The organism is Bacillus sp. FSL K6-3154, assembly GCF_040869395.1.
In the GTDB taxonomy this organism is placed as follows: Bacteria; Bacillota; Bacilli; order Bacillales; family Bacillaceae; genus Bacillus; species Bacillus safensis.
This window is the reverse complement of sequence record NZ_CP152033.1, coordinates 3,441,671-3,455,382: the sequence shown is the minus strand read 5'-3', so window position 1 is coordinate 3,455,382 and position 13,712 is coordinate 3,441,671. Positions and strand designations below refer to the sequence as shown.

The window sequence follows — 13,712 nt, the reverse complement described above, 5'->3', positions numbered from 1 at the left end:
CTCAAATACGGATTTCTGTCATTTTAAGATAAAGAAAATATCTCTTCTAAATGCTGATCCGTCTTTTCAAATACTTTCTCCATGTCAGGCTTGAGCGCCGAATGATTTGAGAGTGTTTTTAATGGTTTCATCCCTATGAATTGCTGTGCTTTGTGCATTGCAACTAGGACCTCGTCTACTTCCTTCCCCTCAAAGAAAGGCTGCTCTATCGGATTATCGAACACCCATTCACCTGCACCCCAAGTAACAGAAAGCATGTAATGACGTCCTTCTAATAAACCTCCTTCACCATAAATATCTGTCCCTCTATAAAAAATTCCGTGCTCATATACAGTATCCATGTACTTCTTAAATGCAGCAGGATAGTGATACCAATAAACTGGTGTTTGAATAATCACAAAATCAGCCCATTTGAATTTTTCCTGTTCTTCTTTTACATCATAGTGATTTGCAACAATTGTGGTTTTAACATGATAAAGTGGGCTTAGCTTGTCTACCATTCTTTCTACTAATGTCTGGTTTAATTGGCCTTTGGCCATCTCATGGTACTCATGTGCGTTAATGATTAAAATATTTTTCACGTTAATCCTCCTATAAAATTCAAACCCAAAATGATAAGGTTATGATGATCATCACCTTAATGAGTATGATTAGCCTCACTTATTGTCTCGGATTATATCTTGAAGTTCTATTTTCTTTTATGGTACATTAAGTTCCAATATAAATGAAATGCATATTAATCATACAGGAGATAACAAAAACGCTATGAATAGATCGCAAATTCAACTAATTGTCCAAATTTCTGAAACAGGAAGTTTTACAAAAGCCGGTGAGGAATTACATATGACACAGCCGGCTGTAAGTCGAGCCGTAGCTACAATTGAATCGCAACTAGGAACAAAGTTAATTGAAAGAGATAAGAAAAATGGCTTATTTTTCACAGATATAGGAGAACGTATATTAGTTATTTTCAGGAAGGTTCTAAGTGAATTACAAAAAGTAGATGAATTAGTTGCAGCTGAACAAGGGTTAGAGATTGGGAAGATACATATAGGAGCTTACCGAACTGCTTGTACTAGATTTATTCCTAAAATCATACGTGCAATGGAGAATCAATATCCAGGCCTAGAAATCAAACTTTCAGAAGGGAGTGTAGATCAAGTTAAAGAGTGGTTACGTTCTAAATACATTGATGTGGGCATTATTATTCCTCCTGATAAAGATTTTGATACCGTACATTTAATGAAAGATCAACTGATTGTACTGATGCATTCAAGCCATCCTTTATATCAGAAAGAAATAATAAGTATTCCCGACTTACAAGGTGAAGATATACTATTGGGGAAAGGGGGTTATGAGGTACAAGTTCATGATTTATTTAAAAAGTATAACGTAACTCCTCACGTTCGGTTTGAAATGGAGTATATAGAGACAGGATTAAGTATGATACAAGAAGGTTTAGGAATAACCATTACAACTAAAAAAAATATTTGGTCACTGCCAGACCAAGTCGTTTTTCGTGAATTAACACCAGATACGTTCAGAGATATCAATATTGCAGTGCTTGATATGAAAGATATATCCAAAGCAACAGATGCCTTTATTCAAACAGCTCTTAGGCTTTTTGCTACCGAAGATGGTTAACTGTCTCTGGATAATTTTTAGTATTGCAGCATACCAGAAAGTTGATGATTCGACTTTTCGATTTTATCAACGAAGTCTGCAATAGATAAAGACCGCTGCTGTGAGGATTTTATATTAACAAGCATAAGCTGATGGCGGAAGCAAATTAATTGATAGTAGATCAGTAAATCCTGGTCTTCTTCTATTTATTCAATCTTTTGTTCTACCTCAGCTTTCAAAATCTCTGCGTCTGGAACACTGAATTGCCGGATCATTTTATACCATTCATTTATTTTCACACCAACATGTGAAAGAACTGTCTCCATGCCTCACTCTCCTTCCACCAAATCTCCTTATGTGACATTTATTATGACTTGCAGAAATTTACAAATCATCGAACAGAAACCGCAAAAAGGCTCCAGTAAAAGAGCTTTTTTGCGGTTATGGATTTAATATGAAGCTTGTTTATAAAAATACATCATTGAAAATTATTTATAATTGTATTCAATGCTTTCTTTAGCACAACCTTATCATGTTTTGACAAGTTTTGAAGCGCTGTTTTGTTCAGCTCAATTGTTGCTGCTTCAACTTTATCTCTAATGACTAAAGATTTTTGAGTAGCATCTACTAAAATATTTCTTCGATTTTTTGGATCTATTGTGCGTTCAATTAAGTCAGCTTTTTGCATTTTATCTAAAATTCCAGAAACTGTTGAGGCTTCTAAATACACAAGTTCTCCAATTTGTTTGGGAGATAGCTGGCCCTCTCTCCACAAACAGTTCAACACACCATATTGAGCGGGTGTCAAATCACATTCCTCTAAAAGCTTACTAAAGTACTTAAACACTTTATTTTGACTAACACTTAGTAAAAAATTTATGCACTCTGATAATTCCATCGTATCTCCCCCACATTGACTTTACCTATAATATCATGGTAGTTTTTTAATTGAAATACTTTTGCACCGGAAATGTTTTGTCATAATATATTTTTAGAGAGGAAGATAAATAATGGATTCATTTAAAGCGATTCTAGTTACAGAAAAAAATGATCAAGTTAGTTACGATCTTCAAAATGTAAGTGTTAATGATTTATCTGAGGGAGAAGTATTAATTAAAGTTGCATATTCTTCAATCAATTATAAAGATATGCTGGCCGTTCAAAAAAATGGAGGTGTTATTCGTAACTATCCAATGATTCCCGGAATTGATCTAAGTGGAACTATCGTTCATACAACAGATAATCGTTTCGTAGAGGGTCAACAAGTTATTGTCACAGGTTTCGCATTGGGCATGAGCCACACTGGAGGTTTTTCAGAATATGCTAGAGTACCTGCGGATTGGATTGTTCCTTTGCCAAATAACTTGACTTTAAAAGAAGCAATGATTTTTGGAACAGCAGGCTTTACTGCTGCTCTTTCGATCATGGCTTTACAGGAAAATGGTATGAATACAAAAAATCAACCTAATATACTCGTTACGGGCTCAACTGGTGGAGTTGGTAGCATCTCTAATTATTATCTAAAATTGGGTACAAAAATATCTTTGCTTTAGTGCGTAAAGATAATCAAGTTGACATAGCAAAATCTTTAGGAGCAAATGATGTCATTTTTGCAAACCAGTTAGGAGAGTTAAAAAAACCATTAAACAAGCAAAAATTTGACTTCGTATTAGATACTGTTGGAGGAGATGTAGCTTCTGTATTAATCCCTCAAATTTCTTACGGTGGAAGCATGAGCATGTGCGGAAATGCAGGTGGAATTAAATTAACAACAACTGTGTTACCTTTTATTTTAAGAGGGATCAACCTTCTGGGGATCGATTCTGTAAATGTGCCAATCAATAAACGCAAAGTAATTTGGAACGAGATAGCAAACGAATGGAATATCTCCCAAACGACTCTAGTCAATGAGATTACTCTCGATACGTTACCTGAAAAAATTGAAGCCATTAAAAATGGCCAACATTTAGGAAGAACAATTATTAAATATTAAAATAAAACAAACTTTATTACACAAGACAAAAATTGAATTTATTGATACAGCTACCCCATCCGGTTCAAGATGGGGTACATTTGTTTTAATATCCCGGATAGAAGTATACAGCAACCAGAGTCTTTTACTGATAATTAAAACTCTTGATTTTAGAGCAAAAAATCAAATGATCTATTGAGACCCAAAACCTTTACATCAATACGGCTCATAACATGACGCTAGACTCGTTCTTAATGACGTTTACCTGTATGAGTTGAATTTAGTAACTCTAATTGAAAGATGGATATCCCCTACCGAAATCATTTTTATTCAATGCATATGAACGTATGCTTAAACAAGCAGCCACACCGAAAATGCTCATCTATGCCCTTCGTTATACCCCAAAAAACAAAAACCCCCTGAAGCCAGGGACTGACCCCCGTTTTTGAGACAGGGATCAAAACACCTTTATAAAACAGCCAGTTGCCGAAACTCTTTTGGTGACTGGCTGTTTAATTTCAATTGAATTCGGATATTGTTATAATAATCAATATACTCCCTGACCGTTTTTTCTACAATGGCTGTTGTAGTGTTTGTCAGGTGGTGGAGATAGAATCCTTCTGTTTTTAAACTGGAGTGGAAGGATTCTATGGGGGCATTATCAGCGGGCATTCCCTTCCGGGACATGCTCATGGTAATGCTTTTTTCCTTTATCTCCTTTTGATAAGCATAAGAAGTGTAGACCGAACCTTGATCACTATGAAGTACGCAGCCTTTAGGTAATGTCTGTAACTGCTTCAATGTATCTAAAACAAGAGAAACATCCTGTTTATCACCAATCGTATAAGCCACAATCTCACTAGTATACAAATCCTTTATGCTGGATAGATAAAGTGGTTTTTGACCAAATGGCAAATACGTTATATCTGTCACCAGTTTTTCAAGTGGCTTTGTCGCAGTAAAATCCTGTTTTAAGTGATTTTCTGCAATATAGTAAGGTTGACCAGTCTGTTTACGCTTTTTTATTTTCACACGACACTGTAAACCGTAGGTTTGCATAATGCGTTGTACTGTCTTATGATTTATTCTCCTTTCTTTTCGCAGTAGGGCCGTTATTTTACGATAACCGTACGTATATTGGTGTGACTCACAAAGCGACGATATGAGGTCAATTAACACTTGCTGTTTTGGCAGGAGATCTTGTTTTTTCCAACGATAAAATGTTGATCTTGCGAGCTCAAACATCTGACAGAATGCACTTACACTTACTGTGTCTTTTACCGCATCATAAATCGACACGAATGCTTCTTTTTTCACTTCCTTTCCCATTCTATATACTTTTTTAATAGGTCAATTTGTTGCTTTAAATAAAGATTTTCTGTTTTCAACTTCTCGTTCTCATTTTGATATTCTGGTCCTTTCCCGTAGGTATACTGCTTTCCAACTGGTTGATGAAATCGATGGATTTCACCCTCGCGATACCATTTCATCCACGTTTTCACTTGTGTTCTATTCTTAATTCCTAACTTGTCCATGATTTCTTTTGTCGGGATTCCAGCTAACCTCATTTGAACGGCCTCTTCTTTTACACTAATCGGATAACTAACTCTTTTTCCCATACAAAAAACACCTCCAAATTGTTTTCAGATATGCTATACCCGATTTTTCAATTTAAAGGTGTTTTTATTTGTCTCACTTTATGGGGTCAGTCCCGCCAATGGCTCCAAGGGGTTTTTTATTAATACTGAGACATATACTGATCGCGTTCCCATGGGTGTACTTGGGTGCGGAACATATCCCATTCGATTTCTTTTGATTCGATGAAGTGCTCGAATAGGTGATCGCCTAGTGCGTTAATCATGACTTCGTTTGATTTCAGCAGCTCGAGTGCTTCTGCAAGTGTTGCAGGAAGGTCAGAGATGCCGTTTTCAAGACGCTCTTCTTTGTCCATGACATAGATGTTTCTGTCGATTGGTGCTGGTGCTTCTAGTTTGTTTTTGATTCCGTCAAGACCTGCTGCAAGTAATACGCTTAGTGCAAGGTATGGGTTTGCAGATGGGTCTACGCTGCGTACTTCTACGCGTGTGCTGATGCCGCGTGATGCCGGGATACGGATCAATGGGCTGCGGTTTTGTGCACTCCATGCCACATAGCAAGGTGCTTCATAGCCAGGTACAAGACGCTTGTAAGAGTTAACCGTTGGGTTTGTGACCGCTGTAAAGCTTGTTGCGTGCTTGACGATACCTGCGATAAAGTGTCTAGCAGTCTCGCTTAATTGTAAATCTGCTTTTTCATCAAAGAATGCGTTTTTACCATTTTTGAATAATGATAGGTTACAGTGCATACCAGATCCGTTTACACCGAACAATGGTTTTGGCATGAATGTCGCATGAAGACCATGCTTTCTCGCAATGGTTTTGACAACGAGTTTGAATGTTTGAATGTCATCACAAGAACGGATCGCGCCTGCATATTTGAAATCAATTTCATGCTGTCCAGGTGCTACTTCGTGGTGAGATGCTTCAATTTCAAAGCCCATTTCTTCAAGCTCTAGCACGATATCACGGCGGCAGTTTTCGCCTAGATCTGTTGGTGCAAGGTCAAAGTATCCGCCTTTATCGTTTAGTTCAAGCGTTGGCTCGCCTTTTTCATCTAATTTAAATAAGAAAAATTCTGGCTCAGGTCCAAGGTTGAAATCACTAAATCCTAGTTCTTCCATTTCCTTCAAGATACGCTTTAAGTTGTTACGCGGGTCTCCATCAAATGGTGTCCCGTCTGGCTTATAAATGTCACAAATAAAGCGTGCAACTTTACCTTTTTCTGCTGTCCAAGGGAAAATAACAAATGTGTTTAGATCTGGGTATAGGTACATATCTGATTCTTCAATACGTACGAATCCTTCAATAGATGAACCGTCAAACATACATTTGTTATCGAGAGCTTTTTCTAACTGGCTCACAGGAATCTCAACATTTTTAATCGTTCCGAGAATGTCTGTAAATTGCAGACGGATGTACTTTACGTTTTCCTCATTTACTAATTTTACGATATCTTCTCTTGTGTACTTTGCCATTTCGTAAAACTCCTCCCCTACAAAAGGTAAAATGTGTATAGCAATGCTTTTGCTAATTGGTTAACGGAAGAACCTTGACATATCCCCCTGCCTAAAGGTCGTTCCTTGTTGGAAACGTCCAGCCTGAATGAGTTCCTTCTTCAGTAGCTTCCTGAGTTCATCATCTGTCAAGTTGTGCTTAGCTGTAGCTTTTTCATCCGTCTTTGTATCAGACGATGGATTTTCTGCCTCAGCTTTGGCAAAAAGCTTTTTGATTCCTGCCATGTTTACACCTTGTTCGATGAGGTTTTTAATTTCTAGTAATTTATCAACATCATGAAAAGAAAATAATCGGCGATTTCCATCACTTCTTGCTGGAAATACTAAACCATTTTCCTCATAATAGCGAATTTGTCTTGCAGATAATTCTGTTAGCTGCATGACAATCCCAATTGGGAATAAAGGCATTGAGCGGCGAATGTTATCACTCATCTCAACTGTCTCCTCCTCTTTGCTTAAATTTATTATATGTCATGTTATATTATGTGTCAACAAGATGTTAGGAATATTAACATGGATTTTTTTATTGAGCAGGTACTTCAATAAAACCTTGTTCCAATAAGGCATCGACAGCACTGCAAATCGCATTTTTCACATGGGCATACGTGAGTCCGCCTTGAACATAGGCAGTATAAGGCGGTCTGATCGGACCATCGGCTGATAATTCGATACTGGCCCCTTGTACAAAGGTGCCCGCTGCCATAATGACATCGTCCTCGTAGCCCGGCATATAGCTTGCATGTGGTGTGACGTGACTATTAATCGGAGATGCATACTGGATTGCCTGACAGAACGCAATCATTTTTTTAGGATCTCCAAATTCGACTGATTGAATCAAATCCGTTCTTTTCGCATTCCACGCTGGGTTTGTTTGGAATCCGAGCTTCTCAAGAAAACGAGCCGTAAACACTGCGCCTTTTAAGCTTTGAGCGACAACATGCGGCGCCAAGAAAAAGCCTTGATACATTTCTTGGAGCGCATACAGCGATGCACCCGCTTCACTGCCGATGCCTGGAGATGTCATTCGATAAGAGCAGGCTTCTACCCATTTTTCTTTTCCAACGATGTAGCCGCCTGTTTTGGCAAGGCCACCGCCTGGGTTTTTAATGAGTGAACCGGCCATGAGGTCAGCTCCGACATGACACGGCTCTTTTAATTCAGTAAATTCACCATAACAGTTATCTACAAACACAATGATTTCTTCATTCATCTCTTTCACAAATGAAATCATTTGCTTAATTTCTTCTATAGTAAAGGATGGTCTTGATGCATAGCCTTTCGAACGCTGAATGCCGATGACTTTTGTTTTAGAGGAAATCGACTCTTTTACTTTCTCATAATCGACGGATCCATCTTGTCGTAAATCAATGGCTTTGTAGTCAATCTGGAAGTCTTTTAATGAGCCTGTCCCTTCTTTCCCGCGAATCCCGACAATTTCTTCTAGCGTATCGTATGGTTTTCCCGTCATATAGATCAATTCATCGCCAGGTCTCAGCACACCAAATAAGGCAATAGAAATTGCGTGTGTACCGGAAATAATTTGCGGACGCACAAGCCCGCTTTCTCCTCCGAAGACATCCGCATAAATCTTTTCTAATGTGTCTCTCCCCATATCATCGTAGCCATATCCAGTCGTCGGATTAAAGTGAGAGTCACTGACTTTGTGCTTTCGATAGCTTTCAAGCACCCGCCACTCATTTTGTTCGCTCTTTTGATCAATTTGCTGATGCACGTGTAAAATCTCTTGTTCTGTTTCTGCTGCTGCTTTTTCTAAAATACTGCCGTGTTTTAATGTGTGAAACATCTTGATTTAATTCCTTTCCAACATATACTTCTTGATTTGGCCTAAAATGGTCTGATCCTCACCACTAAATCCGGTGATATCATAAATCTCTGCTTCTTTTTGAAATTCTAGTGATTCCACAAGCGTTTCTGATTTTAATGCGGAGATGAGCTTGCCTTCATGCGCTGGAATCTTTACATGATATGGCTTTAAAAAGGCTTTTTTCAGCTCAGCCATAATATCCGCTTTTAACCTTTTTACATCTTCTTTGTGCTTAGCACTGATTAAGATGTGGCGATGCTTTGAAGATGGGATGAAATCTGGTCTAATTTGATCTTCCTTGTTATAAACAGTCAGCATCGGAATACGGTCCGCTTCTAATTCTTCTAAAAGCTCATGAACCGTTCGTTCGTGCCCTTCATAATCCTCATTAGAAGAGTCGATGACATGAAGCAAATAATCGGCTTCCTTCACTTCTTCAAGGGTGGAACGAAATGCGGCAATCAGTGTGGTCGGAAGGTCTTGGATAAAGCCAACTGTATCTGAAATCAGCACACTGTAGCCAGATTCTAATGTCATCTTACGTGTCATTGGATCAAGTGTCGCAAACAGCAGGTCCTCTTCATGACTATCCGCTTCTGTTAATTGGTTAAACAAAGTTGATTTTCCGGCATTCGTATACCCGACAATGGCAATTTGGAACACACCATTTTTCTTTCGGCGCTCTCGGTATCTTGTGCGGTGTTCTTTGACTGCAGATAACTGCCCGTTAATTTCGTGAATGCGGTTTCGAATATGGCGTCTGTCTGTTTCAAGTTTTGTTTCACCTGGACCTCTTGCGCCAATTCCGCCCCCTTGTCTTGAAAGGCTGATCCCTTGTCCACTTAGTCTCGGCAAGGCATACTGAAGCTGGGCAAGCTCTATTTGCAGCTTCCCCTCTCTTGTACGGGCTCTTTTTGCAAAGATATCTAAAATCAATTGCGTACGATCAATAATTTTCACATCTAAAGCAGTCGCCAAAGCTTTTAGCTGGCTTGGAGAAAGCTCGTCGTTAAAAATAATGACATCACATTCGAGTTCCTCGCAAAGCACTTCAAGTTCTTCTACTTTCCCTTTACCGATATACGTTGCGCTGTCTTGTCTATTTCTTTTCTGCGTCATCACGCTGACAGCTTCACCGCCAGCCGTTTTAGTTAAGGAAGCTAATTCTTCCATTGAGTATTGAAAGCGTTCATCCGTTACATGCGGCAATTGGCAGCCGACAAGGATCGCTTTTTCAGTCATTTCATGTTCATTCAACGTTAGTTGTTTCCTTTCTGTACTTAAGTTTTCAGTAGTACCATCATACCAAACACATCACACGTATACCACTATTCGGATGGTTTATTTTAGTGACTCTTTATAAAAAGGATACGCCATTTCAAGAAGGCGTATCCTCTTTCATTTGAAGATCGTGACTTTTAATGGTCAGCAGATCTTTTTTATCATAATGATCCACAAGAAGCAGTCTCATCGCCTGGGTTCGTATGGCTTTTTCAATGGTATTTCGCACAAACCGGCCGTTGCTGAATTTTGCCGGGCTTGTGGTACTTTTAATGTGCATTAAATAATCCCGCAGCTTCCATTCGGCTTCTTGTGTAAATACATATTCTCTGTCTGCCATCATTCGTTTTGCAATATCCATGAGCTGATCGACTGTATAATCAGGAAAGCTGATGTTGATTGGAAATCTTGATTGTAGGCCGGGGTTTAAAGAAAGAAAATGATCCATTTCCTTGGAGTAGCCAGCAAGAATGAGAATGAATTCGTGCTGTTTGTCCTCCATATGTTTTACAAGGGTATCAATCGCCTCTTTTCCAAAATCCTTTTCTCCTCCGCGTGCAAGAGAATAGGCTTCGTCAATGAACAAAATACCACCTAGTGATTTTTTAATTAAATCCCTTGTTTTTTGCGCTGTATGACCAATGTACTCTCCAACAAGATCACCGCGTTCTGCTTCAATTAAGTGACCCTTTGAGAGCACATTCATTTCAAAGAAAAGCTTCCCGACAAGTCTTGCAACTGTGGTTTTTCCTGTGCCAGGATTTCCTTTGAACATCATATGAAGCGCCTGCTTTCCTACCTTTAACCCTTGTTCCTGCCGCTTTTGATTAACAAAAATCCAAGCATAAATCTCTTTTATGTTTCGTTTCATTTCATCCATACCGACAAGGCTGTTCATTTCACGCTCTATTTCCCGTAAGATGCTGTGTTTTGCCTCATTTTTCTGCAAGGCTTCCAGGTATTCAGCCTCTGAGTCTGCATCAACCAATACTTGCTTTTGTCCGTTAAGTATAATATTGATTTGGCCGTTGTTTTTATATGTGACAGCTCGCTCCAACGTATTCACCTCTCGCTCTTCTCTCTTTATTCTATTCGGGTGGAGCTGTAATCGTGACAATCGCCCGCTTAAGCCCAAGTTTGCTGTCAAAATGACCCGAGATACCGAATATTGTAGGGATTTCTGCGGTTTCCCAGGAAATGATGTGCTATTTCCATTGTATTCATCCCGTTTGGGCGGACAAACCAACAATTTGCTTTTTCTTAGAAAAATGTAGCTTTTTGATCACAAATGATGCAGAAAAGAGTCTCAATGATTTCCGCATTTTGTACAGGCAATTCTTCTATTTTCTCATAAAATAAAGACGAGGTGATGAATAGATGGTGAAAATTTTTATTGATCCTGGCCACGGAGGAACAGATTCTGGAGCTAGTGCTAATGGGCTTTTGGAGAAAAATATAACACTTCAAATCGCGCTTTTATTGAGAGACATTTTGATTAGTGAATATGATGGGGTTTCCGTCCGCTTAAGTCGTTCAACTGACCAATCCGTCACTTTGTCCCAGCGTACAAATGCGGCAAACAGCTGGGGAGCTGACTATTTCGTGTCTATTCATATTAATGCTGGCGGGGGCACAGGGTTTGAAAGCTATGTGTATCCTGGCGTTTCAGCACCGACCACCACGTATCGCAATGCCCTTCATGATGAAATTGTCCGCTCGGTTGATTTTGCGAACCGCGGCAAGAAAACTGCGAACTTCCACGTTCTTCGAGAAACTTCTATGCCCGCTATTTTAACAGAGAATGGTTTCATCGATACGGCAGCTGATGCTAATAAGCTCCGCAACGCAACCTTCCTTCAAGGCATCGCTCGCGCTCATGCGACTGGTCTAGAAGAAGCCTTTCAATTGAAAAAAAAAGCAAGTAATCTTTATAAAGTGCAGGCAGGAGCTTTCAAAGTGAAAGCCAATGCAGATGAATTAGCAGCAACACTTAAATCCAAAGGCTTTGACGCGTTTGTTGTATTAGACGGCGGCATGTTCCGAGTGCAAGCCGGGGCTTTCCGTACAAAGCAAAATGCAGATGATCTCGTCGCAAGATTGAAGCAGGCCGGTCACGACGCATTCGTTTTCCAATAAGCTGAAGCTGTTGTAACGAAACAAACCGGCTCAAGTCTTCTGCTGAGCCGGTTTGTTGTGTATTCATTTACGCTAAGATGTTAACGACAAATTGAGACCATGTTTCAAGACGATCGAAGTATTCAGGCTTTTTCAAATCGGCTGCTTTCATCCATTTTCCTGAGATTTGATCTGTTTCTTTTACTTCCACATGAGCACCCGGAGATAGCTCAAGCGCTGATAACAGTCCGATGTGCACACGGCCGACACTGTTGTCATCGTCATTGATTAAACCAAGGGTTTTCATTTCAAGTTTGTCTTCTTCTCGAATTGAAAGTTCTTCGTCCAGCTCACGATCTGTATTTTCTTTTAGAATCTCAGCAAAGTTTTTTCCTTCGATGAAATTCATATGCCCCCCAAAGCCAAGAGATAACTTATGATGTAAGCGAGTCTCTCCTCCGCCTTGAAGTCTTTCGTATACATACACTTCGTCCTCACGCTTAATCACGACATAAGGAATCGGCTGCTTGAAGTCAGGATTTTCTTCTGCATCGCCTCTTCGCATTTGCTCGAAGTGCTCTTCGATTTCTTTCATAATGGTGCTGATTGTTTTCTCTTCACTGTTCACACCATTAAACGCAAGTGTTTCGTTTTGAAACACGCGTGCGCGTGGTGCTACTAAAATGATTTCGTCCATTTTTCCCATGTTCGGTAACCTCCAGTATGTAACTATCACATTGTTAGAAATGGCAAAAAGCCAAAACGAGTGATGCGTTTTGACTTTTACGCTTTCCTTATGATTCATCTCCAAAGAAGAAATCGTCATCTTTTAACGGCTCAACTGTTGCTTTTTTGTAGCCGTTCCCTTTCATTGAGAAGAAGTCATGCGACTTTGTTTTTGTATTGAGTCCATTCAATACAATAGGGTTGATCTCTTCTTCTTCAAAGTAAGGGGCAAATCCAAGGTTCATTAACGCTTTATTGGCATTGTAACGAATGAACTTTTTCACATCATGCGATAAATTGACTTGGTCATAAATATCTTCAGTGTAATGAAGTTCATTTTCATAAAGCTCGTTTAAAAGGTCAATAGAGAAATCATACAGCTCTTTTTGCACGTCAGGTGTTTGTTTGTTGTAAATTTCTTGTGCTAATAATCCAACGTACACACCATGAATCGCTTCATCACGCAAAATTAAGTTGATGATTTCACCGCTTTGCATGAGCTTTCCTTGCCCATAGAAATATAGCGGGTAGTAAAAACCACTATAAAATAGGAAGCTTTCTAAATAAACAGAAGCAACCATTGCTTTAAAGAGAGAAATAGGATCGTCCTTTTGAATCGAACGGTATAAACTGACAATCATATCTGCTTTCTTTTGCAGGAATTTATTCTTCTTGACCCATTCAAACACTTCACTGATCGTTTCAGTTGGTGCGAGTGTCATGAAGATATTTGAGTATGATTTCGCATGCACCGCATTTTCCATCATTGCCATAAAGTTGAGTACAGCTTTACGCTGATGGCCGTCCACATGTTCAGCAACAATCGGCATCCCTGTATTTCCTTGTTCTGTATCAAGTAAAGTCAGTCCAGCAAGTACCTTCATATACGTATCTCGCTCTTTTTCACCTAAATATTTCCATGTTAAGAGATCTCCGTTTAAGGAAATCTCTTCTGGAAGCCAGAACTGCTTTACATTTTGGTTGTAAAACATTTGTGTAAAATCGTCTTCGTGTTTTGACCAGTTGGCTGCATCATAAATTTTTGTCACGTTAAACTC

12 protein-coding genes and 2 pseudogenes are annotated in these 13,712 nt (G+C 39.2%); 3 read left to right on the top strand and 11 right to left on the bottom strand.

Features of this window, described 5'->3' with window-relative positions:
• Nucleotides 1-23: 23 nt before the first annotated feature.
• On the bottom strand, nt 24-581 hold the full coding sequence (locus MHH61_RS17805; RefSeq protein WP_024427050.1) for an NAD(P)H-dependent oxidoreductase: 558 nt from the start codon (nt 579-581) through the stop codon (nt 24-26).
• A gap of 184 nt (nt 582-765) precedes the next feature.
• Here MHH61_RS17805 and MHH61_RS17800 point away from each other — a divergent pair, with 184 nt between their 5' ends.
• Nucleotides 766-1,644 carry a LysR family transcriptional regulator gene (locus MHH61_RS17800; protein ID WP_024427049.1) on the top strand — a complete coding sequence of 293 codons (879 nt, stop codon included), beginning with the start codon at nt 766-768 and terminating at the stop codon, nt 1,642-1,644.
• 20 nt (nt 1,645-1,664) lie between these two features.
• Here MHH61_RS17800 and MHH61_RS17795 read toward each other — a convergent pair.
• Together MHH61_RS17795 and MHH61_RS17790 are read right to left on the bottom strand one after the other, a co-directional pair.
• Nucleotides 1,665-1,949: pseudogene (locus tag MHH61_RS17795) on the bottom strand (aspartate phosphatase); the annotation flags it as partial.
• Nucleotides 1,950-2,101: 152 nt separating this feature from the next.
• Nucleotides 2,102-2,521: a MarR family winged helix-turn-helix transcriptional regulator gene (locus tag MHH61_RS17790; RefSeq protein ID WP_024427048.1), complete on the bottom strand. Its 420-nt coding sequence runs from the start codon at nt 2,519-2,521 to the stop codon at nt 2,102-2,104.
• A 112-nt stretch (nt 2,522-2,633) separates the two neighbouring features.
• On the opposite strand from MHH61_RS17790, the pseudogene MHH61_RS17785 reads away from it, so the two are divergent.
• Nucleotides 2,634-3,616 (top strand): annotated as a pseudogene (locus tag MHH61_RS17785) (YhdH/YhfP family quinone oxidoreductase).
• Nucleotides 3,617-4,063: 447 nt separating this feature from the next.
• Here the strand turns inward: MHH61_RS17785 and MHH61_RS17780 are convergent.
• The 6 genes from MHH61_RS17780 to spoVK all read right to left on the bottom strand — a co-directional run bounded on the left by MHH61_RS17780 (nt 4,064) and on the right by spoVK (nt 10,870).
• Nucleotides 4,064-5,214 (bottom strand): IS3 family transposase gene (locus MHH61_RS17780; RefSeq protein ID WP_125587610.1). Its coding sequence is split into 2 segments (ribosomal slippage): nt 4,064-4,944 and nt 4,944-5,214, totalling 1,152 coding nucleotides; the frame shifts between segments, so codons are not numbered across the junction.
• A 119-nt stretch (nt 5,215-5,333) separates the two neighbouring features.
• The gene (gene glnA / locus MHH61_RS17775) at nt 5,334-6,668 is read right to left on the bottom strand and encodes a type I glutamate--ammonia ligase (RefSeq protein WP_024427046.1); all 1,335 of its coding nucleotides are present in this window, start codon (nt 6,666-6,668) and stop codon (nt 5,334-5,336) included.
• Between the two features lie 60 nt (nt 6,669-6,728).
• Complete coding sequence (locus MHH61_RS17770) at nt 6,729-7,139, bottom strand: MerR family transcriptional regulator (protein ID WP_041109160.1); 411 nt, start codon at nt 7,137-7,139, stop codon at nt 6,729-6,731.
• A gap of 91 nt (nt 7,140-7,230) precedes the next feature.
• Nucleotides 7,231-8,511, bottom strand: coding sequence for an aminotransferase class I/II-fold pyridoxal phosphate-dependent enzyme (locus MHH61_RS17765; protein ID WP_125586728.1), 1,281 nt, complete (start codon nt 8,509-8,511; stop codon nt 7,231-7,233).
• A gap of 6 nt (nt 8,512-8,517) precedes the next feature.
• Complete coding sequence (hflX, locus tag MHH61_RS17760) at nt 8,518-9,789, bottom strand: GTPase HflX (RefSeq protein WP_041109155.1); 1,272 nt, start codon at nt 9,787-9,789, stop codon at nt 8,518-8,520.
• 121 nt (nt 9,790-9,910) lie between these two features.
• Complete coding sequence (gene spoVK / locus MHH61_RS17755; RefSeq protein WP_024424083.1) at nt 9,911-10,870, bottom strand: stage V sporulation protein K; 960 nt, start codon at nt 10,868-10,870, stop codon at nt 9,911-9,913.
• Between the two features lie 320 nt (nt 10,871-11,190).
• Between spoVK and MHH61_RS17750 the strand changes: the two genes are divergently transcribed.
• Entirely contained in the window at nt 11,191-11,949 is a 759-nt protein-coding gene (locus tag MHH61_RS17750; protein WP_024427042.1) for an N-acetylmuramoyl-L-alanine amidase, read from the top strand.
• Between the two features lie 67 nt (nt 11,950-12,016).
• Here MHH61_RS17750 and MHH61_RS17745 read toward each other — a convergent pair whose 3' ends face one another.
• Both MHH61_RS17745 and nrdF read right to left on the bottom strand, forming a co-directional pair.
• Nucleotides 12,017-12,634 (bottom strand): hypothetical protein, encoded by a 618-nt coding sequence (locus tag MHH61_RS17745; protein WP_125586732.1) that lies wholly within the window; start codon nt 12,632-12,634, stop codon nt 12,017-12,019.
• Nucleotides 12,635-12,722: 88 nt separating this feature from the next.
• Complete coding sequence (nrdF, locus tag MHH61_RS17740) at nt 12,723-13,703, bottom strand: class 1b ribonucleoside-diphosphate reductase subunit beta (protein WP_024424085.1); 981 nt, start codon at nt 13,701-13,703, stop codon at nt 12,723-12,725.
• Between the last annotated feature and the right edge of the window lie 9 nt (nt 13,704-13,712).